The following is a 22,771-nucleotide window of genomic DNA, read 5'->3' on the forward strand; positions in this document are numbered from 1 at the left end:
ATCCTACCCGATCCGTCACAGCCAACCATGCTGACACCCGACTATCAAGAATTCGCTAACCGGGCACGGAGCGGACACCGTGACAATACCGTGATTTTCGGCCTTCGCACGTGGAGAAGTTGCCGAAATCACCCAAGCGTTGCGCGATTACCACGCTGCCAAACCAGCACGAAAGCGGAACTTTCTGCCTACGTTCGGGCATGGACAGCCGCTTAGAGCGTAATTTGCCGATTGGGCCCACCTGTCAAGGTCAACGCGTGGGTACCTCCACCCGTTACCTTACGGGGTCTTGGTCATCGCCGGCTCTTCCGGACGCTTATCCATCACCTTGTCGACAATACCGAAGTCCTTGGCCATGTCGGCGGTCAGGAATTTGTCGCGCTCCAGCGCATCCTCGATCGCCTTGTAGGTCTGGCCGGTGTGCTTCACGTAGATTTCGTTGAGCCGCTTCTTGAGATTCAAGATCTCCTGCGCGTGCAGCATGATGTCGGTGGCCTGGCCCTGGAAGCCGCCTGAGGGTTGATGCACCATGATGCGCGAATTCGGCAGCGAGAAGCGCATGTCCTTGTGGCCGGCCGCCAGCAGCAGCGAGCCCATCGAGGCCGCCTGCCCGGTGCACAGCGTCGTCACCGGCGGACGGATGAACTGCATGGTGTCGTAGATCGCCAGGCCCGATGTCACCACGCCGCCGGGCGAGTTGATGTACATCGAGATTTCCTTCTTCGGATTCTCGGCTTCAAGGAACAACAGCTGCGCGACCGTCAGCGTCGCCATGCCATCCTCGACCGGACCGGTCAGGAAGATGATGCGCTCCTTCAGCAGGCGCGAGAAAATGTCGTAAGCGCGTTCACCGCGGTTGGTCTGCTCGACCACCATCGGAACAAGGTTCATGTAGGTTTCAACGGGATCGCGCATGTATCACCTAAAGGGTTGGCGGGGGCGAACATCCAGCGGCAACCAGACTTGATTTGCCAGAAGTGGACGAACGTCCCGTGATGCAGGACTTCACAGACAGAACTCAGATATGAGCCAATTCCCCGGCGACAAGGCCGGACAATGGCGGGCTGAGCTAGACGAGTTCAAACTGATTCGCAGCCGAACTCATAGCGACGGATGCCGGAGCCCCGCCGCTTTCGCCGTTCATCATTAACATCAGGTGCCGGGATTAAGCGGCAGTTTTCTCAGCGTCCTCATCCTTGAACAGGTCTTCACGCGAAACCTTCTTTTCGGTCACGTTGGCGAGCTCGAGGATGAAATCGACCACCTTGTCTTCATAAATCGGCGCACGAAGCTGGGCCAGCGCATTGGCGTTGTTGCGATAGTAGTCCCAGACTTCCTTCTCGCGGCCCGGCATCGACCGCGCCCGCTCGATTACGGCGCGGCTGACTTCGTCGTCGGTGACGGTGATCTTGTTCTTCTCGCCGATCTCCGACAGCACGAGGCCGAGACGGACCCGGCGGTCGGCGATCTTCTGGTACTCTTCCTTGGCGGCGTCCTCGGTGGTGTTCTCGTCGGCAAAGGTCTTGCCGCTGGACTCCATCTCGGCCTTGATCGAGTTCCACATTAGATTGAACTCTTCAGCGATCAGCGACGGCGGCGCTTCGAACTTGTGGCTCTCGTCGAGACGGTCGAGCAGCGCGCGCTTGACGCGCTGGCGCGTCGCACCGGCAAACTCAGCAACCAGGCGCTCGCGCGCGGCTTCCTTCAGCTTGTCGAGCGATTCGAGGCCCAGCGTCTTGGCGAACTCGTCATCGACGGTGGTCTCGCCGGGAGCTTCGATGGCGGTGGCGGTGGTTTCGAACTCGGCGGGCTGGCCGGCGAGCTTTTCGCTCGCGTAGTTCTTCGGGAAGGAAACCTTCAGGTTGCGGGTCTCGCCCGCGCCGATGCCGATCAACTGCTCTTCAAAGCCCGGAATGAACTGGCCGGTGCCGATCACGACCTGGATGCCCTCGCCGGTGCCACCCTCGAACGGCGTACCGTCGATGCGGCCGGTGAAGTTGATGGTGACGCGATCGCCGTTCTCGGCCTTCGCGCCTTCGCTCTTGGCGTTATAGGGGCGGCTCTGGTCGGCGATGCGCTTGATGGCGTCGTCGACATCGCTGTCGGACACGTCGACGACCGGCTTCTCGACGGTAAAGCTCTTGAAGTCGGCAAGCTGGATCGTCGGCACCACCTCGATCGCCACCGTGTAGGTGAGATCGGTCTTGCCGGCGAGGAGTTCCTCGACCTCTTTTTCCTCGGTCGGCATCGTGATCTTCGGTTCGGTCGCAAGGCGGAAGCCGCGATCGGTAAAAATCTGCGTGTTGGTGTCGCGGATGGTCTGGTCGATGGTCTCGGCCATGACAGAGCGGCCATAGACCTTCTTCAGGTGGCTCACCGGCACCTTGCCGGGACGGAAGCCGTTGAGCTTCACCTTGTCCTTGAGATCAATCAGCTTGGCGCCGGCCTTGGCATCGAGATCCGATGCGGGGACGCTGATCTTGAACTCGTGCTTCAATCCCTCGACGAGGGTTTCGGTGACCTGCATGGCGTCAATCTTCTTCCGTTTCGGCAGGGCGCATGGCCCCGACATTGTCAATTGGGTCGACGCGGGGCCCTTAAAGCCTGCGCCGGTGGTTCGGCTGACCCAACTCCCCAACCGGGGAAACAGGCCCTCCAGTATTCATCATGCAAACGCTTGAATAGAGCGCTTGGTGCGGGCGGAGGGACTCGAACCCCCACAACTTTCGTCACTGGAACCTAAATCCAGCGCGTCTACCAGTTCCGCCACGCCCGCGTAAAAAGCATCCAGTCCGGCCGCGATGCCGCGAGCGGCGGGCTTATAACATGCGCCCACCGGTCCGCAGCAAAAAAATGGCGCTTTTTGAACGCCGCCCGAGGCAAGGCGTCACAGCTGGACAGGACCTTCAGAAAATGGTCCGCATCGGTCTCATGGCAAGCCCCAAATCCCTGCTGCACCGACGCGAGCTGATGGCCGGACTGGGCGCTGCCGCCCTGCTCCCGATATGGCCCGCCATTGGCTCTGCTCAAGGCCGCGCAGCGCTGGCGCTGCAAGCCAAAGGCGATGTTGTTGCGCTTCGGCCAGGAGCGCCGGCGACGCCGGTTTGGTCGCTTGGATCGCCGGAGGTCAGGTTCAAGCGCGGCGACACCGTTGAAGTCACACTCGCCAATGAGCTGCCGCAGCCCGTTGCCCTCAATTGGCGAGGGCTCGACGGCGCCGCGAGCGCCGAATCGCTGACGGCCCGCGCGCCGCTCGCCGCCGGGATGAGGGAAACTCTACAACTGCCGCTGCGACATGCCGGAACGCAGCTGTGTGATCTGACCCTTCTCGGCGACGGCCAGGCACGGCCATCCCGGGCTCGCGCAGTGGTGGTCCGGGAAAGCGAGACTGTCGCCGTCGATCGCGACGAGGTGTTTCTGATCGAGGACTGGCGGCTGCGCCCGGACGGAACCGCCATCGCGCCCGGGTTAGATCCCAAGGACGCCGCAACGGTTTTGACGGCCAACGGCCGGCTTTCGCTCGATATTACAGCGCGAACCAATGAACGGATCAGGATTCGCTTCATCAGTGGCTGCCAGCGGTCTGTTATCGCGGCTAAAATCGAGAATCTCGACGTCCGCGTCATGGCCATCGACGGCCAGCCCTCCGAGCCGTTCCAGGCCCGAAACGGCGCGCTTGTGCTGCCCCCCGGCGGCCGCGTCGATGTCTTTATCGATGTGACGGCGCCCGCCGGGACCACCGCAACGATTCTGGTCCATGACGGCAAGGAGGCCCGCCCCATCGGCAGGCTGATCGTGTCGGGCGAACCGCCGGTCCGCGCCGCCCCGCTTCCCCCGGCGCCGCCGTTACCTTCCAACGGCTTGCCGGAGCGACTCGACCTCAAGGGTGCCACCCGGGCCGAATTGGCCCTTGGCGGGCCGCAAGGCGACTGGGTGCCGCCGGCGAACTTCGCGGCGACTGCCGCGCCCGCCTTCCGTACCAAGGCGGGACGTACCGTTGTGCTGGCCCTGAACAACCGCGGCGCCATCCCGACGGTGTTCCACCTTCACGGCCATCACTTCCGGCTGCTCGACCGGCTCGACGACGGCTGGAAACCGTTCTGGCTGGATACGCTGGCCATCGAACCCGGCCAAACGCACCGCATCGCCTTCGCCGCCGAATATGCCGGACGCTGGCTGATCGAATCCGTCGCGACCGATTGGGCGGCCCCCCGCCTGGTGCGATGGTACAGTGTGGAATGAGGAGGTCAGCATGAGCTCATCCGTACCCGCCATTCGCAGCGTCACCGCCCGCGGCCTGGTGGTGCCGATCGCGCGGCCCGTGAAGACCGCTTTCTCGACAATCGATGCCGCACCGATGGTGCTGATCGATGTCGCGACCGATCAGGGCGTTACCGGACGCGCCTACATCTTTGCCTACGCCAAACTGACAGTGAAGCCGCTGGTGCACCTGATTGAGGAGATCGGGCGCGAACTCGTCGGCAAGCCGGTCGCGCCGTTTGACCTGATGAAGGCGATGGACGCAAAATTCCGCCTGCTCGGCTGGCAGGGCCTCGTCGGCATGGCGGTGTCCGGCCTCGACATGGCCTATTGGGACGCGCTCGGCCAGATGGCTAGTCGTCCATTGGCCGAGTTGCTCGGTGGCGCGCCGCGGCCGATCAAGGCCTATGACAGCTATGGCGTGGTCGATCCCATTGCCGACGAGAAGGCGCTGCGCCGCTCGCTGGAGCAGGGGTTTCGCGGCATCAAGATCAAGGGCGGCGATGGCGACGCCGCCAATGACGAGCGGGTGGTCAAGGGCGTGCGCGCCCTGCTCGGCCCGGACATCGCATTGATGATCGACTTCAACCAGTCGCTCGATCCTGCGGAAGCCGGCCGGCGCATCGCCCGCCTCGCCCCTTATGACCTGCACTGGATCGAAGAGCCGGTGCCACAGGAAAGTCTGTTGGGCCATGCCAAGGTGCGCCAGACGTCGCCGACGCCGATCCAGGCCGGCGAGAACTGGTGGTTCCCGCGCGGCTTTGCCGAGGCGATCGCGGCCGGCGCCAGCGACTTCATCATGCCCGACCTGATGAAATGCGGCGGCGTCACCGGCTGGCTGCAAGTCGCAGCGCAAGCCGAAGCCGCCAACATTCCGGTGTCGAGCCATCTGTTCGCCGAAGCCAGCGCCCACATGCTGGCGGTGACGCCATCAGCGCATTGGCTCGAATTCCTCGATTTTGCCGGCGTCATCCTCGCCCACCCCGCCGAGATCATCGACGGCACGCTGACCGCGCGAGGTCCCGGCCTTGGGCTGGAATGGAACGAGGCGGCGGTGGCGAAATATCTGGTGACTTAGCGGAAAGCTCCGCTCGTCCGCGGATTAGGCGCCCCAGAGATGGGAATTCCGAAAGAACTCGGACATGCTCGAAGTCACAACTTCAATTTTATCGAGTGGATAGGGGACCGAAACCGCGTAGTCGTGAGGAATCCTGACAAGGGGCGGATCGTCAGAAGAATTCCTGAGATCCAGAAAATATGGATCTCCTGATCCCTCCGCACACGCTCCTACTGCGAGAAATCCATAGGACAGCACTGACATCCCGGGCTCACATTCGACGCTCTCGGACACAATCTGTTCAGGCGTTAGCCAAATAACTTCGGCTCCGATCCCAGACTCGTCGTGATCCTCGTTTAAGCTGAAGCCAACGCCCGCTAGCGCATACCCTCTCAAAAGGGCCATGAGCCAGTCAGGTGTCAAACCGGTGGGCAATCGAGATTTCAAGAAATGTATATCGTCGTCCGTCGCGCGCGTGCCGCGCAGATTTGGACTGATCGAGCGTAGGCATAGATCGAGCGCCATGATGAGGCGGTCCTAATAATCAACACCGAACTCATCATAGAGCCGCCGGAACACCGCGGGCAGCACCTCGGTCAGATCTTCCGCGATCAGGCCGGGACCCGCCTCGCGGGCGCCCTCGCCGTGCATCCAGACGCCGATACAGGCGGCCTCGAAGGCCGGCACGCCCTGGGCCAGGAACCCTGCGATGATCCCCGCCAGCACGTCGCCGGCGCCGGCGGTGGCGAGCCAGGGCGGCGCGTTGGCGGCGATGCTGGCGCGCCCGTCGGGCGACGCCACCACCGTATCCGGCCCCTTCAGCAGCACCACGGCGCCAGAGCGTAAGGCGGCGTCACGCACCCGCTCGAGTTTGGAGCGGCCCGGATGCTTGTTGCTGATGTCGCTGAACAGCCGCGGAAACTCGCCCTCATGGGGGGTCAGCACGACCTGCGGATCGCTGGACGCCTTGATCGATTCAAACAGCCGCTCCGGTTCTTGCGCAAAACTCGTCAGCGCGTCGGCATCGAGCACGAGGTGACGTTTTGCCGACAAGGCGGTGTGGACGATATCGCGCGTGCGCGCGCTGATTCCGGCGCCCGGCCCGATCACGCAGGCGTTGAGCCGCTTGTCATTCAGCATGTCAGCGAATTCGACCGCGCTATCGACCGCGCGGATCATCACCGCGGTCAGCGCCGAAGCATTGACCGCGAGCGCCTCGCGCGGCGAGGCCAGCGTGACGAGGCCAGCGCCGGCCCGCAGCGCGGCGCGTGCCGCCAGCCGCGCCGCGCCGGTTGAGGCCACGTCGCCGGAGACGACGACAGCGTGACCACGCGCATATTTATGGCCGTCGATACGCGGCACCGGAAAACATCCCTGCCAGGCCTGCGGGACGTTTTCCGTTGTCTGCGGCTGGATCTCGCCCAGCACATGCGCATCGATGCCGATGTCGGCGACGCGGACGCGGCCGCAATGCATCCGCCCGGGCAGCAACAGATGCGCCGGCTTCTTGCGGAAGAACGTCACGGTTTCGACGGCGTTGATCGCAACATCCATCACGGCACCGGTGGTGCCATTGATGCCGCTCGGCAGATCGACAGCGAGGACCGGCGCGCCGTTGGCGTTGATCGCCTCGATCATCTCAAACGGATCGCCTTTCACGGGACGGTTGAGACCTGCGCCGAGCAGCGCATCGATGATCAGCGCAGGCTTGCCGATCGCCTGCGGATTGAACGGCAGCACCGGATATTTCCAGCCCTTCGCCGCGATTGCCGCGTCGCCCGTCAGGCTGTCCCGCTCGCAGAGCAGGATCACCGAAACCTCGCGGCCGCGCGCGGCAAGTTCGGCCGCAGCAACGAACCCGTCGCCGCCATTGTTGCCACGGCCGGCAACCACCACGATCGGGCCCTCCTCGACCAGTTCCATCGCGGCTTCGGCAACGGCCTGGCCCGCGCTCATCATCAACGCGAAGCCGGGCGTGCCGGCGGCAATGGTCATTCGGTCGGCACGCTCCATCTCAGTGGTGGTCAGAACTTCCATGCCGAATCCTCGATCTATCAGCCTTTTCCAGAGGCATTTCCGATATCGGCCGCAGCCAAACTTCCACTAGCTGCATACCGATTGATCGGTTTGCCTATTTGGTAGGCTTGGGTATCATGCAGCGTCCGGTTCGACCTCTGCCGATTGCCCGTTAAAAGTCTGATAACATTCCAAAATCAGGCGCATTAACAACTTGGCATAGACCCTGCTTTTGGGGAAGTCGGTAAGGAAGCCGGCTCAGGACCGTCGTCGTTCGCGGCAAATGCGAGCGTTTCGGGCCCTGATCAGGGATCGACGACCAGACGGCGCCACGCGCGACATCGAAACTAACTGCTCTGCAATTTGTAATGCCCGGGAGGCGCTCAGTGAAAAAAATCGAAGCCATCATCAAGCCGTTCAAGCTCGACGAGGTGAAAGAGGCGCTTCAGGAGGTCGGACTGCAGGGCATCACCGTGACCGAGGCCAAGGGTTTCGGCCGGCAAAAGGGCCACGCCGAACTGTATCGCGGTGCGGAATACATCGTGGACTTCCTGCCCAAGGTCAAAATCGAGATCGTGATATCCGACGAACTGGTCGAGAAAGCCATCGACGCGATCCGCCGCGCCGCCCAGACCGGCCGCATCGGTGACGGCAAAATCTTCGTCTCCAACATCGAAGAAGCGATCCGGATCAGAACCGGAGAATCCGGGCTGGACGCTATCTAAGCCGGGTGCTATCCCGCATTTTGCGACTGAAAAACAAGAAAAGGGCTGCTTCGGCGGCCTGATTTCGTTTGCGATATCTCACCACTTTGTCTGTGTGTGCGTGTTGTTTGCGAAAATGTCGTTGTCGCAGAGTCCTGGAAACCAAAAGGGGTATTCATGAAGACCGCCAAAGACGTCCTGAAATCGATCAAGGACAACGACGTAAAATACGTCGACCTGCGCTTCACCGACCCGCGCGGCAAGTGGCAGCACGTGACTTTCGACATCGGCATGATCGACGAGGAAATCTTTGCCGAAGGCACCATGTTCGACGGCTCGTCGATTGCCGGCTGGAAGGCGATCAACGAATCCGACATGTGCCTGATGCCCGATCCGGTCACCGCGACGATCGATCCGTTCTTCGCCGAAACCACCATGGTCATCACCTGCGACGTGCTCGAGCCGACCACCGGCGAGCCCTACAACCGCGACCCGCGCGGCATGGCCAAGAAGGCCGAGGCGATGGTCAAGTCGATGGGCGTCGGCGACACCGTGTTCGTCGGACCGGAAGCCGAGTTCTTCGTATTCGACGACGTGCGCTTTTCCGCCAATCCCTACAACACCGGCTTCAAGCTCGACTCCTCGGAACTGCCAACCAATTCGGACACCGAATATGAAGGCGGCAATCTCGGTCACCGCATCCGCACCAAGGGCGGCTACTTCCCGGTCCCGCCGCAGGATTCGGTGCAGGACATGCGCTCGGAAATGCTCGGCGCGATGGCCAAGATGGGCGTCAAGGTCGAGAAGCATCACCATGAAGTCGCTTCCGCCCAGCACGAACTCGGCATGAAGTTCGACACGCTGACGCTGATGGCCGACCAGATGCAGATCTACAAATATTGCATCCATCAGGTCGCGCACATCTACGGCAAGACCGCCACCTTTATGCCGAAGCCGATCTATGGCGACAACGGCTCGGGCATGCATGTCCACCAGTCGATCTGGAAAGACGGCAAGCCGGTGTTCGCCGGCAATAAATATGCCGACCTCTCCGAGACCTGCCTCCACTACATCGGCGGCATCATCAAGCACGCCAAGGCGATCAACGCCTTCACCAACCCGTCGACCAACTCCTACAAGCGTCTGGTCCCGGGCTATGAAGCCCCCGTGCTGCTCGCCTACTCCGCGCGCAACCGTTCGGCCTCGTGCCGCATCCCCTACACCGCCAACCCGAAGGCCAAGCGCGTCGAAGTGCGCTTCCCCGACCCGATGGCCAATCCGTATCTCGGCTTCGCCGCGATGCTGATGGCAGGCCTCGACGGCATCAAGAACAAGCTCGATCCCGGACCGGCGATGGACAAGGACCTCTACGACCTGCCGAAGGAAGAGCTGAAGCAGATCCCGACGGTGTGCGGCAGCTTGCGCGAGGCGCTGGAAAACCTCGACAAGGACCGCGCGTTCCTCAAGAACGGCGGCGTGTTCGACGACGACTTCATCGACAGCTACATCGAGCTGAAGATGACCGAAGTCGAGCGCTTCGAGATGACCCCGCATCCGGTCGAATTCGACATGTACTATTCGCTGTGATTTTTCGCGGCGTTCGCGCCGCTGATGTCACGGTTCACAAATGCGAAAGGCGCTCCGAACGGGGCGCCTTTTGTTTTTGAACACATCTGAACACCGGTGCTCGGAACGCAGGATCATCCCTCTCGCGTTACGGCGGTGAGATTCATCGTCAGCAACACGCCGGGCTTGGGCAGCTCCTTCACCGCAATGACCGTCCGCGCCGGTCTGTGATCTCCCATCATCTCGACATAGGCCGCGTTCATCGCCTCGAAGTCGGACATGTGCTGCAAGAAGATATTGATGTGCAGCACATGATTGAGATCGGACCCCACGGCTTCAAGCATGACCGCGAATGATTTCAGGATTTGCCGTGTCTGCGCGCCTACATCAGCGCCAGCCAATTGTCCCGTCGCCGGATCGAAGCCGGCCGTCCCCCCAATCGAGATGTGTTGGCCGACCTTGGCGATATGATTGTAAGGGCCGATCGGCTTCGGCGTGTTCGGCGGCGTGAGTGTCTCTACGCGAGACTTCATGTGGCGGCCTGTTCAAGTCCAGAGAAGTTGAGGCTGCCAAAGAATAACCTATCCCTCCTTCGGCGGATACTTGCGCAGGAAACGCTCGAGCTCCGGCTGCACGGAATAAGGCGTCGGGATCGGATCGCCGGCCGGATCGACCGCAATATCAAGACAACGGCGCAACGTTCGCGCCAGCTCCGCGCGCCGATAAGGCTTGGTCAAAAGCGGAATCCCGTGGCCTGCGCGGTTTTTCAGCGGCAGCGCGCCGTCGCTATAGCCGGAGGTGAAGAGCACCCGCAGCGACGGCCGGCGGGCCATCAGCGTTTCGGCCAGCTGCCTGCCGTTCATGCTGCCGGGCATCACGACGTCGGTGAACAATAAATCAAACGCGGCGCCCCGATTGACGATGGCGAGGGCCTCGTCGGCATTCGAGGCCACGATCACCTTGTAGCCGAGGCTCTCGAGCTGCATCGTCACATAGTCGCGGATCTTGCGGTCGTCCTCGACACACAGGAGCGTTTCGCTGCCGCCCTGCACCGGCGAATCCTCGTCGTGTGTCGACGGTTGTAGCGCGCTGGTGTCGGCTTTGGGCAGATAGATCGTGAACGTCGTGCCGCTTCCCTCCTCGCTGCGCACGTCGACGCTTCCGCCCGACTGCTTGGCGAAGCCAAACACCATGCTGAGTCCGAGCCCTGTTCCCTGGCCAACCTCCTTGGTGGAAAAGAACGGTTCAAATATCTTGTCGAGAATGAGCTGCGGAATCCCGGTGCCGGTGTCGCTCACTTCGACCACGACATAATCGCCGGCGCGTTCGACGCCGCGGGCCACCGCCTCGGGCACGCCCAAAGTGATGTTGCCGGTCGCAATGGTCAGCTTTCCGCCATCTGCCATGGCGTCCCGGGCATTGATGGCGAGATTGACGACCGCGGAGGAGAGTTGGCTACGATCGACGAATGCCGGCCACGCCTCGTCGCTCAAGGCGGCCTCGATTTCGATATCCTTGCCGACGGTCGGCGCGAGCAATCGAACGGCCTCGCGAACAAGATCATTGACGTCGATCTCGGCCGGCTGCAACGGCTGCTTGCGCGCGAACGCCAGCAGGCTGGCGGTGAGGTTTGCGCCGCGGTCGGCGGCGTCGCTGATCAGCTTGGTGATCGAAGCCAGGTGCGGAACGTCCTTGACGCCATCGGCCAGAATTTCGATCGTGCCTGTGATCACCGTGAGCATGTTGTTGAAGTCGTGGGCAATGCCGCCGGTCAATTGCCCGACGGTATCCATCTTTTGCGCCTGAATCAGCCGCTCCTCGGCGATGCGCCGCTGGGTGATGTCCCGGACAAAGGCGTTGATGATGTAACCGTCGCCGCGGCGCAGCGCCGTGAGCGACACTTCGACAAAAAATTCGTGACCGTCCCGGTGCAGCGCCGGCGCCTCATAGCGCATGCCCATGGCGCCACCGGCGGTCTCACGCAGGAATTTGGCGATCCGCTGCCGGTGCGCCGCGCGAAGGTGCTCGGGAAACACCAGCTCGACCAGCTTCACACCAACCGTCTCCGCCCGCGTCCACCCGGTCAAGGCTTCGGCCTGCGGACTCCATTCGAGAACGAAGCCGTTTTCGTCGGTCTGGACGAAGGCGTCGAGCGCGGTGCTCACGATGGTCTGCGCCATCTGTTCGCTGTCGACCAGGGCCTGCAGGGCGCGCTTTTGTTCGGTGACGTCGCGGAGCACGGTCACCGCCCCGCAAAGCCTGCCGCGTTCGTCGCGCAACGGCCGGGCGTTGGCGACGATGTGGGCTTTCGCGCAGGATCCTTCGGACTGCACCATGAGTTCGAAATCATCGACATGTTCGCCGCGCAGCGCCCGCGCCAGCGGCGAATCCGGGATCGGCAGCGGTGTGGTACCGTCGACAAGGAAACAGGCGAATTTTCTGACCCCCGTCAGGCTGTCGAAGCCGCGGTCCAGACCCAGCAGGTGGCGGGCTGCGCCGTTGGCAACGACGACCACCGCGTTCTCGTCGGCCACGACAACGCAATCGCGGATGCTTTCGACCGTGTTTTCCAGCAGGTTTGGCCTGGCGCCGAGCTGGTCCGACAATTCGGCGAAAGCCGCCGATAGCGGGGCCATCTCCCGGCTACCTTCGGCAGGCATCGCAACGGGCTTGCCGCGCGACAGCCCCTCGACCGCCCGGGTCATTCGGGTCAGCTGTCGGGACAGCGAGCCCGCGATGGCGGCCCCAAGCACCAGCGCGAGCAAAATCGCGATCGCCCCGACGACCAGGGTCGCGCGACCGAAACCATCACCGAACACAGCAAGTGCGCAAATGGTGCCCACGACCAGGAACACCATCGCGAATGCTAGACGGCTCCACAAAGTCATGACGACCAACTGCCCAATAAAATCGCTAAGAAAACCGCCAGAGAAACCGCCCAGGAAATGATGACGACAATGGTGTGAGTATGAATGCGGGTCCGGCGCCTTGCGCCGGTTGTTCGGCGCCCTCAGCTACCCCAATGCATAGCCGAGTTCTGGGCCGCGCTCCCGCGTTTTCGGTTCCGTAGAATTACGGACAGCACCCCGGAGAAATGGATATTTCGAATCAAATTATACCCCGAATATCCTGGAGTAACGCGCCTTGATCTCCTCGCTTTGCGCTTGCACGGCGGCGGGATCAGCCTTGAGCAATTTCAGATTCGCCAGCGGGATGTGCTCGCCCTTCCCCCTCACCTGCTCATGAGCGGTGTGCGAACATTTCGACCAGCAGCTAGCTCGCCCGCTGATGCGCTTTGAGCGCCTCGCCGAACGCCTCAAACAGCGCACGGTTGATCGGATTGCGCTGCGGGTCGTACTCCGCATGCCATTGCACGCCGAGCGCAAAGCTCGGTGCATCGGCAATGCGAATTGCCTCGATGGTGCCGTCTTCCGCCACGCCCTCGATGACGACGCGCTCGCCGGGATCGAGAATGCCTTGCCCATGCAGCGAGTTCACGCGAATGGTTTCGCAGCCAAGCAGCTTCGCAAAGGCGCCATCAGGCGTCAGATGGACGTCATGCCGGTCGGCAAAGATCACCAACGGATCGGGGTGGATCTCGCCGTTCTCCAGCCGCGGCATGCGGTGATTCATGCGGCCGGGGATGTCGCGAATCTCCGGGTGCAGCGAGCCGCCAAAGGCGACGTTCATTTCCTGCAGGCCGCGGCAGATACCGAATATCGGCACGCCGCGGGCGACGCAGGCTTCCGCCAGCGCAAGGGCGACGTCGTCGCGGTGAATATCGTAGGGCTCGTGCCTCTCATGCGGCTCGGTCTTGAAGCGGGTCGGATGGACGTTGGCGCGGGCGCCTGTCAGCACCACTCCGTCGACGGCTTCGAGCAAGGCGCCGATATCGGTAATCTCGGGCGATCCAGCAAACATCAGCGGCAGTGCGCCCGACACGTCGGCTACAGCGCGGAGATTGCGCTCTCCGACCATCTGGGTTGTGAAACGATTTTCGATGCGATGGGCGTTCCCGATCACACCGACCACGGGCCGTCTCATCGCCAAGTTTCTGCTTTCATCGTCCTGCGCAAGGATCTTCCAGGTTGAGCCATGATTTTGGCCGATCATGCCTGCGAGATCGTGCCGGATCAACATGATATGCTGCCTACTTCTGCTTTACAGCTCCGCGCGAAGCCCAGGCCGTGCCGGCAAGCCCGGCGTCAGAACAGGCGCAAAGGCACGCGTTTGGCTCGTGGAGCGGCCTGACGCGCGGCAAAGGCAGCTACTTCCGCGTAAAGGCTTCCCTGGCTTCGACAGCCTCGACGCCGGGCAGCCCGGCCGCCCGAAGCGCAGTCGCGGCGGAATTGTCGGCGCCGTTCAGCCACGGCAGTTTCGCCTGAATGGCACGGGTCACCGGCTCGCCCAGCACGCCGCCGAAATCGAGCGGCCAAAATCCGTTCGGCACCGCCTCGGCCGATATCCCGCGGAGGCGATATCCCTTCCCCAGTGCACTTTCCGCTTCGTCAGGCTGCACATTGCGTGCGGTCGCGGGATTGGCCGGGTCGGCAAACGTCACGAGTACCGGGATCAGCGCGCCCGTTACCGGCACGACGCCGGTCTGGCGGTTCATTTCGTTGAACGACACGCGCTTGCCGTCGCCGGCGGCCGCCGTATAGGCGCGCAGGGCTACATAATTGATGCCGTCGAGTTCGAGTTTCTTGTCGATATGCGCCAGCAGCGCGACCAGATTTTTGCCGCCGCCGAGGTCGACGTAGACGGCATCACCCACGGTGCGGGTTGGGCCGATGCCGCTGTAGCCGCGATACGGGTGGACCGCCAAGACTCCGCTCGCCGATTTGCGTCCATCGGGGGTCTCGACTTCAACGGTCAAGCGATATTTGTGGCCGGGTCGGTTGATCCTGATCTGGTCGCCGATATAGATCGCCGCCAGCAGCGCAACCGGCCCCAACCATTTGAAATTCATCTCATCCTCGCCGAAGCGCCCGTCGCTGGAGCTTTTCCGCTCCGATGGAATCGGAACGGAGCTCCAGATTCTTGATTTGACGCGTTTTCTTGACGCGAACCGGCGTCCACTTCGCTGGAAAACGCTTTAGTTAGCCTGCACCGCTTGGCACACCGGGCATGGCAGCGTCAAACCGGCGCGTGCCTCGCCGCTTGATCCCGGGCGAATTTTCGCGAAAGACTGGCGCAGGAATATTTTGGGGGAAGGAATCAACGTGACAGGTCCGGCTGACGGTCGTCTTTTGGCCCGCAACGATCTGGCGTGGGCGATCTCGGTCGGAGGCATCGGTGTCGTGCTGTTCACGGCACTCTTGCTGTTCACCTGGTATTTCGCCGCGACCCTGTTCCTGATCTTTGCCGGCGTGCTGCTCGGCGTCGCCCTCACCGCGATGGCCGGTATGCTCGGCCGCGTGGTCAAACTTCCGCATTCGCTGCGGCTCACCGTCGTCTGCCTGGTGCTGGCCGGTATCCTGTCGGGAATTCTTTTCCTCGGCGGCGCCACCATCGCCCAACAGACCAAGGTGTTGAGCGACACGATCAAGTCGCAGCTGGTCGACCTCAAAGCCTTCCTGGACAGGAATGGGGTCGATACCAGCTTTTTCGACTTCGGCAGCCTCAATGCGGCTTCGGATGCGTCTGCGCCGGCGGCGCCAACAACGCCGCATAGCCTTCCCAGCGCCAGCACCATCGCGTCCAGCGGCGGCGCCATTTTCAGCCAGAGCCTGAAGCTGATCCTGGGCACCGTGAGCGCGGTCGGAAACTTCTTTATCGTGCTGTTTCTGGGCCTCGCCTTTGCCGTGCAGCCAAGCGTTTACCGCAACGGGCTGTTGTTCATGGCGCCGGCCAGGCACCGCGCCCGCGCCACCATCATTATCGACCGCATCGGCTGGACGCTGGAGCGCTGGCTGATCGCGCAGATCATCACCATGGCAGCGGTGTTCTTTGTCACCTGGATCGGGCTTGCCATCATCGGCATCCCCAGCTCGTTTATTCTGGGCATCCAGGCCGGCCTGCTCGCCTTCATTCCGACCGTCGGCGCGATCCTCGGCGGGCTGATCGTGGTGCTGGCGAGCCTCGCCTCCGGATGGGTCGCGGCGCTCAGCGCGTTCATCCTGTTCCTCGGCGTGCACGCGCTGGAAAGCTACGTGCTGACGCCGATCATCCAGCGTCAGGCGCTGGATATTCCGCCCGCCACGCTGTTCGCGTTCCAGATCCTGCTCGGCGTCGTCTTTGGCATCTGGGGCCTCGCGCTTGCCCTGCCCCTGATGGCGATCGCCAAGGTCATGATCGACCATTTCAAGGCCGAAAAGACGATGGTGTAAGCCGCTTTAACCCTCCGACGTCAGCACCGTCTCGGTGTGCTCGACCTCGGGGGGCGCCGCAAAGTACTGCCCGACCAGGCCGCGCCATGCCGTAAAATCTTCCGAGCCGCGGAAATCGACGGTGTGATTTTCCAGCGTTTCCCATTGCGCCATCAGGCGATAGCGCTGCGGCTTCTCGATCGACTTGTGCAGTTCAAATCCCTTGCCGCCCTTGGCGCGCAGGAACAGCGGGCGCGCCTTGGCCACGGCGGCTTCAAAATCCTTCTCGGTGCCGGGCTTGACGTCGATCTGTGCGATTTCGGTGATCATTGATGAAGCCCTTCTGCTGGGAATAACCGTCTCTAGCTGAAGGCGCCGAAAAGAAAAAGGCGCCTTGCGGCGCCCGGCATCAGCATCCCGAAAAGTCGGCCTCAGTTGAACAGCAACACTGCGCCCACAACCATCATCGCGCAACCGATGAACAGGATGGCAGGCCAGCGCGTTCTGCGCTGATCGTAACGGCCCTGCGCCCGGCGCTCGGTGATGAGCGCCGTCTCGAATTCTTCCGAGCTGGAGAACATGCAGGCGAAGCCGCCACGGGCGGAAACTGCGGCCGCTTCGAGCGACATCAGGGCAGCCTGGGGATTTCGCGAGCGTATCGATTCCATAAGTAAATAATATGGATGGAATGGTAAACGCGGAGTTACCGCCGCGCTTCTTCAGGTCGTGGCAGCCTGCGCACGGGCCGGCGCCGGAAGGCCCGCGGTCTTGCGCCGCCAGTGCTCCAGTGACAGCGGCAGCTCTTCCGCGGCCTCGACGCGATTGCGGCCGCTGCGCTTGGCCTGATAGAGCGCGGTGTCAGCCGCCGCCAGCAGCACCTCGAGCTCGGTGCCCGCCGGCCCACCGGCCACGCCGATGCTGACGGTGGTATCGACCGGCCCTTCCTCGCACACGATTCCGGACGCCTCGAACGCTTCACGCACGCGCTCGGCCACCAGCACGCCCTCTTCCAGCGCACACGGCAACAGCGCGGCGAACTCTTCACCGCCGATGCGGCCCGACAGATCGCTGATGCGCAGATTGCTCACCACGACGGTGGCAAACAGTTTGAGGATCTCATCGCCCGCCGGATGGCCGAAACGGTCGTTGATGCCCTTGAAATGGTCGATGTCGAAGATCATCACCGTCACCGGTCTGCCGGCCGTGGCCTCGCGTTCGATCACCCGCGCGCAGGCTTCGGCAAAGCCACGGCGGTTGAACATGCCGCTCAAGGGATCGATCGACGCTGCCGTCTTGTGCACGGTCACGGCACGATCCGACACCAGCATGAAGATCACGAACACAGTGCCGATCGCATAGAGCACGAGCTCGATCGAAAACGCCGTCACCCAGATGCTGCTGTAGAAGGTTTCGTCATGCGGACGCAGGAGGTCGCCGAGCAGGATCGGCAGCATCAGCACGCAGCCATGCATGACGGGCACCGCAATGGTCGGCCAGCGCTTCTGCATGCTGCGCCGCCGCTCGCTCCACAATTCCGAGGCCGTCAGCGCTGCATAGATCGCAACGATCAGCGCACCGGCGGTCAGGCGCATCGCCGGATCGAGCCACGGCAAGCCTACCGATACACCGACCCAGGCGATCGCGCCGAACACCAGCCCCGGCAGGTTGGGCGCGCGGCCGAGGAAGACGCGCGCGGCATTCCAGACCATGCCGCAGGCGATGAAGCCGACCGCGTTCAACGCCAGCGTCAGCGGTCCGCCAAGTGCGGCGCCGCCGACGGTCCAGATCGCGACCGAGGCCGCACCGAGCAGATAGGCCGTGCCCCACCACTTCAACGCCGGGACATTTTCCTGCTTGCCGAAGAAAATGAGCATGGCCCCAAGCATGCCCGCAACCATGGTTGCGAACAGATATAGCGTGGACGTATCGAACGACATGAGCCCCACCGTAAAAGTGTGATGCAATGCTGGGAGCGCGTATTTGGAAATGTGATGCTGCGCCCCCGCAGTCCTGGCACGCTAGGCCGCTCGGGTTCCAATTTCGTGTGTACGCGCACGAAAGTTTTCGTGAAAATCTGCGTTAATTCATCTCTAAACTGAATACAAAAAGGGCGCTGAAAAGCGCCCTTTTTCCTCGTTGATGAATGCAGCAATCGCTGCAAATTTTAGCGAAGCAATTAGCGCTTCGAGAACTGGAACGACTTGCGCGCCTTGGCGCGACCGTACTTCTTGCGCTCCACGGTGCGGGAGTCGCGGGTCAGGAAGCCGCCCTTCTTCAATACGCCGCGCAGATCCGGCTCGAAGCAGGTCAGCGCCTTGGAGATGCCGTGACGCACGGCACCCGCCTGGCCCGACAGACCGCCGCCGGCGACCGTGCAGATGACGTCGTACTGGCCGGCACGGGCAGCTGCGACCAGCGGCTGCTGGATCAACATACGCAGCACTGGACGCGCGAAATAGACTTCGACTTCGCGGGTGTTGACCACAATCTTGCCGGCGCCCGGCTTGATCCAGACGCGGGCGACCGCGTCCTTGCGCTTGCCGGTGGCGTAAGCGCGGCCGTATTTGTCGACCTTCTTGACGTATTTCGGGGCATCCGGCGTTGCCGGCTTCAGCTGCGACAACTGGTCGAGCGACTGCATGGTATCGGACATCTTATGCGGCCCTCATGTTCTTGCGGTTCATCGAAGCGATATCAACCGTCTCGGGCTGCTGGGCTTCATGCGGATGTTCGGCGCCGGGGTAAACGCGCAGATTGCCCATCTGCACGCGGCCGAGCGGACCGCGGGGGATCATGCGCTCGATGGCCTTCTCGACGACGCGCTCGGGGAAGCGACCCTCGAGGATCGACTTCGCGGTGCGTTCCTTGATGCCACCGATGAAGCCGGTGTGCTTGTAATAGACCTTCTGGTCGCGCTTGCGACCGGTCAGAACGACGTGCGCCGCATTGATGATGACGACGTGATCGCCGCAATCGACGTGGGGCGTGTAGGTAGGCAGGTGTTTGCCGCGCAGACGCATGGCGACCAGGGTAGCGAGCCGTCCGACCACCAGACCTTTGGCGTCGATCAGCACCCACTTCTTCGTCACCTCGGCGGGCTTTGCCGAAAAGGTTTTCATGTGAGGAAATCCGTGAAAGGGGACTGCGGCGCAGGCTGCGCCGAACTGCGCGGTTTCTAGAGAACCGCGCGCGGCGCGTCAATGCCAAATGACGATAATTACAACAGCAAAAACAACGACTTATAAATATGGTGTTATATTACCGTATAAAACCCTATTTGTTTGGAATGGAATAGGTCGACGTCACGTGCGCGATCGGATCGGGCGACGTGCCCGACAGCAGGTTGACCTCCCCCACCGCCAGCCGCTTGCCGAGCTTCAACAGCCGCGCTGCGGCCAGCACGTCCTGTCCAGGCTGGCCCTTGCGCAGGAAATTGATGTTGAGATTGGTGGTCACGGCAAGCCCAACCGGCCCGATCGCCGACAGCAGCACCACATACATTGCGAAATCGGCCATCGCCATCAGCGTCGGGCCCGACACCGTACCGCCCGGGCGCAGCATGTTCTCGTTATAGCGCTGGCGCAGCAGGCAGGTTTCGCCATCGGCGCTTTCGATGGTGATATCGCCACCCTTGAACGCCTGCGGGAATTCGTCGTGGAGGAACTTCTCCAGTTCAGCCACGCTCATTTTCGCTGCCGCCATGCTGACCCCTGCCCTCGCTTCAGACCGCCTGTTACATTAAGTTGTCATCAAAGCCCAAACAAAACCCAAGAAAACCACTTAGTGGAAATTTTGAGATGTCGCCCCAGACCGCCCGCGCGCCCGCCCCTCAATCGCCGATCCTGCTGCGCGAGCAGGTCGGCAGCGTCGCTGTGCTTACCCTGAACCGATCAGCGGCGCGCAACAGCCTGTCGGAGGCCCTGATCGCCGAACTGCATGCGGCGCTGAAAGACATTCACGACGACAAGAATGTACGCGCGCTCGTCATCGCCGCCAACGGCCCGGCGTTTTCGGCCGGTCACGACATGAAGGAACTGACCGCGCGCCGCAGCGATGCCGATCGCGGCCGCGCCTATTTCGCAGAGATCATGAACGCCTGCAGCGCGATGATGCAGGCCGTCGTGCAGCTGCCGAAGCCCGTGGTCGCTGCCGTTCAGGGCGTCGCCACCGCCGCCGGCTGCCAGCTGGTGGCGAGCTGCGATCTGGCGGTCGCCTCCGAGAACGCGAGTTTTGCCACGCCCGGTGTCGATATCGGGCTGTTCTGTTCGACGCCGATGGTGGCACTGTCGCGCAACGTGCCGCGCAAGCAGGCGATGGAAATGCTGCTCACCGGCGAGCCTGTGGATGCCACGACCGCGCAGGGCCTTGGCCTCGTCAACCGCGTAGTTCCATCAGGCAGCGAACGCGATGCCGCGATTGCACTGGCGCAGAAGGTCGCGCTCAAATCCGCCTACACCATTAAGCTCGGCAAGGAAGCGTTCTACCGGCAGGCCGAGATGAACCTTGCCGACGCCTACCGTTATGCCGCGGAGGTGATGACGGAAAACATGATGGCGCGCGACGCCGAGGAAGGCATCGGCGCCTTCATCGAGAAACGCGCGCCGAAATGGCAGGATAAGTAAGACTGCATCTCCTCATCCTGAGGAGCGGCGTCTTCGCCGCGTCTCGAAGGATGCAGGCCCGTCTGCGGCCTCATGGTTCGAGACGCGCGTCCCGCGCTCCTCACCATGAGGGTCTAAGGAAAACGAATGAACCACGACTCCTACGACGACAATTACATCCGCGCGATCCTCAACAGCGTGAAATCGATCGCGATGGTCGGCGCCTCGCCGGTCAACGTGCGGCCGAGCTACTTTGCATTCAAGTATCTGGCGCAGCGCGGCTACGACATGATCCCGGTCAATCCAGGGCATGTCGGCAAGAGCCTGCTCGGCAAACCCTTCGTTGCTTCGCTTGCGGATATCGACCGTCCGATCGACATGATCGACATCTTCCGCAACTCCAGCCACATCATGCCTGTGGTCGATGAAGCCCTGAAATTGTCGCCGCTGCCGAAAGTGATCTGGATGCAACTCGGCGCGCGCGACGACGCTGCGGCCGAAAAAGCCGAAGCCGCCGGCATCAAGGTCGTGATGAACCGCTGTCCGAAGATCGAATACGGAAGGCTGTCATCGGAGATTTCCTGGATGGGCGTCAACTCACGCACGCTCAGTTCCAAGCGCGCGCCGATCCCGACGCAGGGCATGCGGCTGTCGCTGAACCGGATGAGCGTCGGCGGCGGCGAAACCGCGGCCTCCGACCGCGCCGCGAAAAACAAGAGCGAACAGCCGTAACGCAAATGCGAAACGATTGTTTCCCAAACGTGGCCAATGGCGCGGAGCGCCGTCCGTCTGCAGGCTGCCATGAAGCACGTCCGTTCCTAATCCACGATATGTGAAACGGTCGCCTTGACGGCGGACGCGGCTTGCGATCAGCATGCCGCGCATTTTCGACGAACCAAAACAGGACGCACAGAATGACCGATCGTCACCCGGGATTTTCGACCCTCGCCGTGCATGCGGGCGCGCAGCCTGATCCGACCACCGGCGCGCGGGCGACACCGATCTATCAAACCACGTCTTTCGTTTTCAACGATGCCGACCACGCCGCGTCGCTGTTCGGCCTGCAGGCGTTCGGCAACATCTATACCCGCATCGGCAATCCGACCAACGCGGTGCTGGAAGAACGCGTCGCCGCACTCGAAGGCGGCACCGCCGCGCTTGCGGTCGCGTCCGGACACGCCGCCCAGGTGGTCGTGTTCCAGCAATTGCTGATGCCCGGCGACGAGATCATTGCCGCGCGCAAACTCTATGGCGGATCGATCAACCAGTTCACCCATGCCTTCAAGAGTTTCGGCTGGAACGTCGCATGGGCGGATTCAGATGATATCGCAAGTTTCGAACGCGCCGTGACGCCGCATACCAAGGCGATCTTCATCGAGTCGATCGCCAATCCCTCCGGCAGCATCACCGATATCGAGGCGATCGCCGCCGTCGCCCGCAAGGCCGGCGTGCCATTGATCGTCGACAATACGCTGGCCACCCCCTACCTGATCCGCCCGATCGATCACGGCGCCGACATCGTCGTGCATTCGCTGACGAAATTTCTGGGCGGCCACGGCAATTCGCTCGGCGGCATCATCGTCGATGCCGGCACCTTCGACTGGTCGAAGGACAACAAATATCCGATGCTGAGCGAGCCGCGCCCCGAATATCACGGCATCAAGCTGCAGGAGACTTTTGGCAATTTCGCCTTCGCGATCGCCTGCCGCGTGCTCGGCCTGCGTGACCTCGGCCCGGCACTGTCGCCGTTCAACGCCTTCATGATCCTGACCGGCATCGAGACGCTGCCGCTGCGCATGCAGAAGCATTGCGAGAACGCCAAGGCCGTCGCGGAATTTCTCGCCGGCCATCCCAAGGTGGCCGCGGTGAACTATGCGGGTCTCGCCAGCGACAGGTACAACAACCTGGCGCGCAAATACGCACCGAAGGGCGCCGGCGCGGTGTTCACCTTCAGCCTCAAGGACGGTTATGACGCCGGCGTCAACCTGGTGTCGAACCTGAAACTGTTCTCGCATCTGGCCAATGTCGGCGACACCCGCTCGCTGGTGATCCACCCGGCCTCGACCACGCACAGCCAGCTCGACGACGCCGCCAAGGTGAAGTCAGGCGCCGCCCCCGACGTGGTCCGGCTGTCGATCGGCATCGAGGACAAGGAAGATCTGATCGCCGATCTGGAACAGGCGCTGACGGCGTAAGGCAAGCAACTCAGTCGTCGTACCCCGCGAAAGCGGGTACCCAGTACGCCGCGGCCTATCGAAT

The 22,771-nt window shown here is 62.4% G+C and carries 21 protein-coding genes and 1 tRNA gene; 8 read left to right on the forward strand and 14 right to left on the reverse strand.

Annotated features, from left to right (window positions below; translation table 11 throughout):
- Positions 1-279 precede the first annotated feature (279 nt).
- The 3 genes from JQ558_RS12230 to JQ558_RS12240 all read right to left on the reverse strand — a co-directional run bounded on the left by JQ558_RS12230 (position 280) and on the right by JQ558_RS12240 (position 2,776).
- Entirely contained in the window at positions 280-915 is a 636-nt protein-coding gene (locus JQ558_RS12230; protein WP_212001188.1) for an ATP-dependent Clp protease proteolytic subunit, read from the reverse strand.
- Between the two features lie 250 nt (positions 916-1,165).
- Entirely contained in the window at positions 1,166-2,527 is a 1,362-nt protein-coding gene (tig, locus tag JQ558_RS12235) for a trigger factor (protein ID WP_212272938.1), read from the reverse strand.
- A gap of 164 nt (positions 2,528-2,691) precedes the next feature.
- Positions 2,692-2,776 (reverse strand) — tRNA-Leu (locus JQ558_RS12240).
- Between the two features lie 137 nt (positions 2,777-2,913).
- On the opposite strand from JQ558_RS12240, the gene JQ558_RS12245 reads away from it, so the two are divergent.
- Together JQ558_RS12245 and JQ558_RS12250 are read left to right on the forward strand one after the other, a co-directional pair.
- Positions 2,914-4,242: a multicopper oxidase domain-containing protein gene (locus tag JQ558_RS12245; RefSeq protein ID WP_212293906.1), complete on the forward strand. Its 1,329-nt coding sequence runs from the start codon at positions 2,914-2,916 to the stop codon at positions 4,240-4,242.
- A gap of 10 nt (positions 4,243-4,252) precedes the next feature.
- Positions 4,253-5,338: an enolase C-terminal domain-like protein gene (locus JQ558_RS12250; RefSeq protein ID WP_212293782.1), complete on the forward strand. Its 1,086-nt coding sequence runs from the start codon at positions 4,253-4,255 to the stop codon at positions 5,336-5,338.
- Positions 5,339-5,854: 516 nt separating this feature from the next.
- Here the strand turns inward: JQ558_RS12250 and JQ558_RS12255 are convergent.
- Positions 5,855-7,354 (reverse strand): NAD(P)H-hydrate dehydratase, encoded by a 1,500-nt coding sequence (locus JQ558_RS12255; protein ID WP_212293783.1) that lies wholly within the window; start codon positions 7,352-7,354, stop codon positions 5,855-5,857.
- A 365-nt stretch (positions 7,355-7,719) separates the two neighbouring features.
- On the opposite strand from JQ558_RS12255, the gene JQ558_RS12260 reads away from it, so the two are divergent.
- Together JQ558_RS12260 and glnA are read left to right on the forward strand one after the other, a co-directional pair.
- On the forward strand, positions 7,720-8,058 hold the full coding sequence (locus JQ558_RS12260; protein ID WP_027537227.1) for a P-II family nitrogen regulator: 339 nt from the start codon (positions 7,720-7,722) through the stop codon (positions 8,056-8,058).
- A 156-nt stretch (positions 8,059-8,214) separates the two neighbouring features.
- Positions 8,215-9,624, forward strand: coding sequence for a type I glutamate--ammonia ligase (glnA, locus tag JQ558_RS12265; RefSeq protein WP_212293784.1), 1,410 nt, complete (start codon positions 8,215-8,217; stop codon positions 9,622-9,624).
- Between the two features lie 113 nt (positions 9,625-9,737).
- Here the strand turns inward: glnA and JQ558_RS12270 are convergent, their stop codons facing one another.
- The 4 genes from JQ558_RS12270 to JQ558_RS12285 form a co-directional block, all read right to left on the reverse strand.
- The gene (locus tag JQ558_RS12270) at positions 9,738-10,136 is read right to left on the reverse strand and encodes a RidA family protein (protein ID WP_212272930.1); all 399 of its coding nucleotides are present in this window, start codon (positions 10,134-10,136) and stop codon (positions 9,738-9,740) included.
- Positions 10,137-10,184: 48 nt separating this feature from the next.
- Complete coding sequence (locus JQ558_RS12275; protein WP_249142441.1) at positions 10,185-12,491, reverse strand: PAS domain-containing sensor histidine kinase; 2,307 nt, start codon at positions 12,489-12,491, stop codon at positions 10,185-10,187.
- A 385-nt stretch (positions 12,492-12,876) separates the two neighbouring features.
- Positions 12,877-13,647 carry a gamma-glutamyl-gamma-aminobutyrate hydrolase family protein gene (locus JQ558_RS12280; RefSeq protein WP_212208127.1) on the reverse strand — a complete coding sequence of 257 codons (771 nt, stop codon included), beginning with the start codon at positions 13,645-13,647 and terminating at the stop codon, positions 12,877-12,879.
- A gap of 223 nt (positions 13,648-13,870) precedes the next feature.
- Positions 13,871-14,572, reverse strand: coding sequence for a hypothetical protein (locus JQ558_RS12285; RefSeq protein WP_212293785.1), 702 nt, complete (start codon positions 14,570-14,572; stop codon positions 13,871-13,873).
- 253 nt (positions 14,573-14,825) lie between these two features.
- Between JQ558_RS12285 and JQ558_RS12290 the strand changes: the two genes are divergently transcribed.
- The gene (locus tag JQ558_RS12290) at positions 14,826-15,932 is read left to right on the forward strand and encodes an AI-2E family transporter (RefSeq protein WP_212208129.1); all 1,107 of its coding nucleotides are present in this window, start codon (positions 14,826-14,828) and stop codon (positions 15,930-15,932) included.
- 6 nt (positions 15,933-15,938) lie between these two features.
- Here the strand turns inward: JQ558_RS12290 and JQ558_RS12295 are convergent, their stop codons facing one another.
- From JQ558_RS12295 to JQ558_RS12320, 6 genes are all read right to left on the reverse strand, one after another.
- Complete coding sequence (locus tag JQ558_RS12295; RefSeq protein ID WP_212208130.1) at positions 15,939-16,241, reverse strand: antibiotic biosynthesis monooxygenase; 303 nt, start codon at positions 16,239-16,241, stop codon at positions 15,939-15,941.
- Positions 16,242-16,342: 101 nt separating this feature from the next.
- A complete protein-coding gene (locus tag JQ558_RS12300; protein WP_192733479.1) occupies positions 16,343-16,579 on the reverse strand; it encodes a hypothetical protein in 237 nt (78 codons plus the stop codon).
- Positions 16,580-16,630: 51 nt separating this feature from the next.
- Positions 16,631-17,848 carry a GGDEF domain-containing protein gene (locus JQ558_RS12305; RefSeq protein ID WP_212208131.1) on the reverse strand — a complete coding sequence of 406 codons (1,218 nt, stop codon included), beginning with the start codon at positions 17,846-17,848 and terminating at the stop codon, positions 16,631-16,633.
- Positions 17,849-18,087: 239 nt separating this feature from the next.
- Positions 18,088-18,564: a 30S ribosomal protein S9 gene (gene rpsI, locus JQ558_RS12310; protein ID WP_212272920.1), complete on the reverse strand. Its 477-nt coding sequence runs from the start codon at positions 18,562-18,564 to the stop codon at positions 18,088-18,090.
- 1 nt (position 18,565) lies between these two features.
- Positions 18,566-19,030 (reverse strand): 50S ribosomal protein L13, encoded by a 465-nt coding sequence (gene rplM, locus JQ558_RS12315; RefSeq protein ID WP_212032288.1) that lies wholly within the window; start codon positions 19,028-19,030, stop codon positions 18,566-18,568.
- A gap of 154 nt (positions 19,031-19,184) precedes the next feature.
- Entirely contained in the window at positions 19,185-19,613 is a 429-nt protein-coding gene (locus JQ558_RS12320) for a PaaI family thioesterase (protein ID WP_192733483.1), read from the reverse strand.
- A gap of 95 nt (positions 19,614-19,708) precedes the next feature.
- On the opposite strand from JQ558_RS12320, the gene JQ558_RS12325 reads away from it, so the two are divergent.
- The 3 genes from JQ558_RS12325 to JQ558_RS12335 all read left to right on the forward strand — a co-directional run bounded on the left by JQ558_RS12325 (position 19,709) and on the right by JQ558_RS12335 (position 22,707).
- Positions 19,709-20,533 (forward strand): enoyl-CoA hydratase, encoded by an 825-nt coding sequence (locus JQ558_RS12325; RefSeq protein ID WP_212293786.1) that lies wholly within the window; start codon positions 19,709-19,711, stop codon positions 20,531-20,533.
- Positions 20,534-20,659: 126 nt separating this feature from the next.
- Complete coding sequence (locus JQ558_RS12330; RefSeq protein ID WP_212293787.1) at positions 20,660-21,244, forward strand: CoA-binding protein; 585 nt, start codon at positions 20,660-20,662, stop codon at positions 21,242-21,244.
- Between the two features lie 182 nt (positions 21,245-21,426).
- A complete protein-coding gene (locus JQ558_RS12335; protein WP_192733486.1) occupies positions 21,427-22,707 on the forward strand; it encodes an O-acetylhomoserine aminocarboxypropyltransferase in 1,281 nt (426 codons plus the stop codon).
- The last annotated feature ends 64 nt before the right edge of the window (positions 22,708-22,771 follow it).

Origin of the sequence: Bradyrhizobium sp. AUGA SZCCT0160, from assembly GCF_018130105.1 — a bacterium.
Classification (GTDB): Bacteria; Pseudomonadota; Alphaproteobacteria; order Rhizobiales; family Xanthobacteraceae; genus Bradyrhizobium.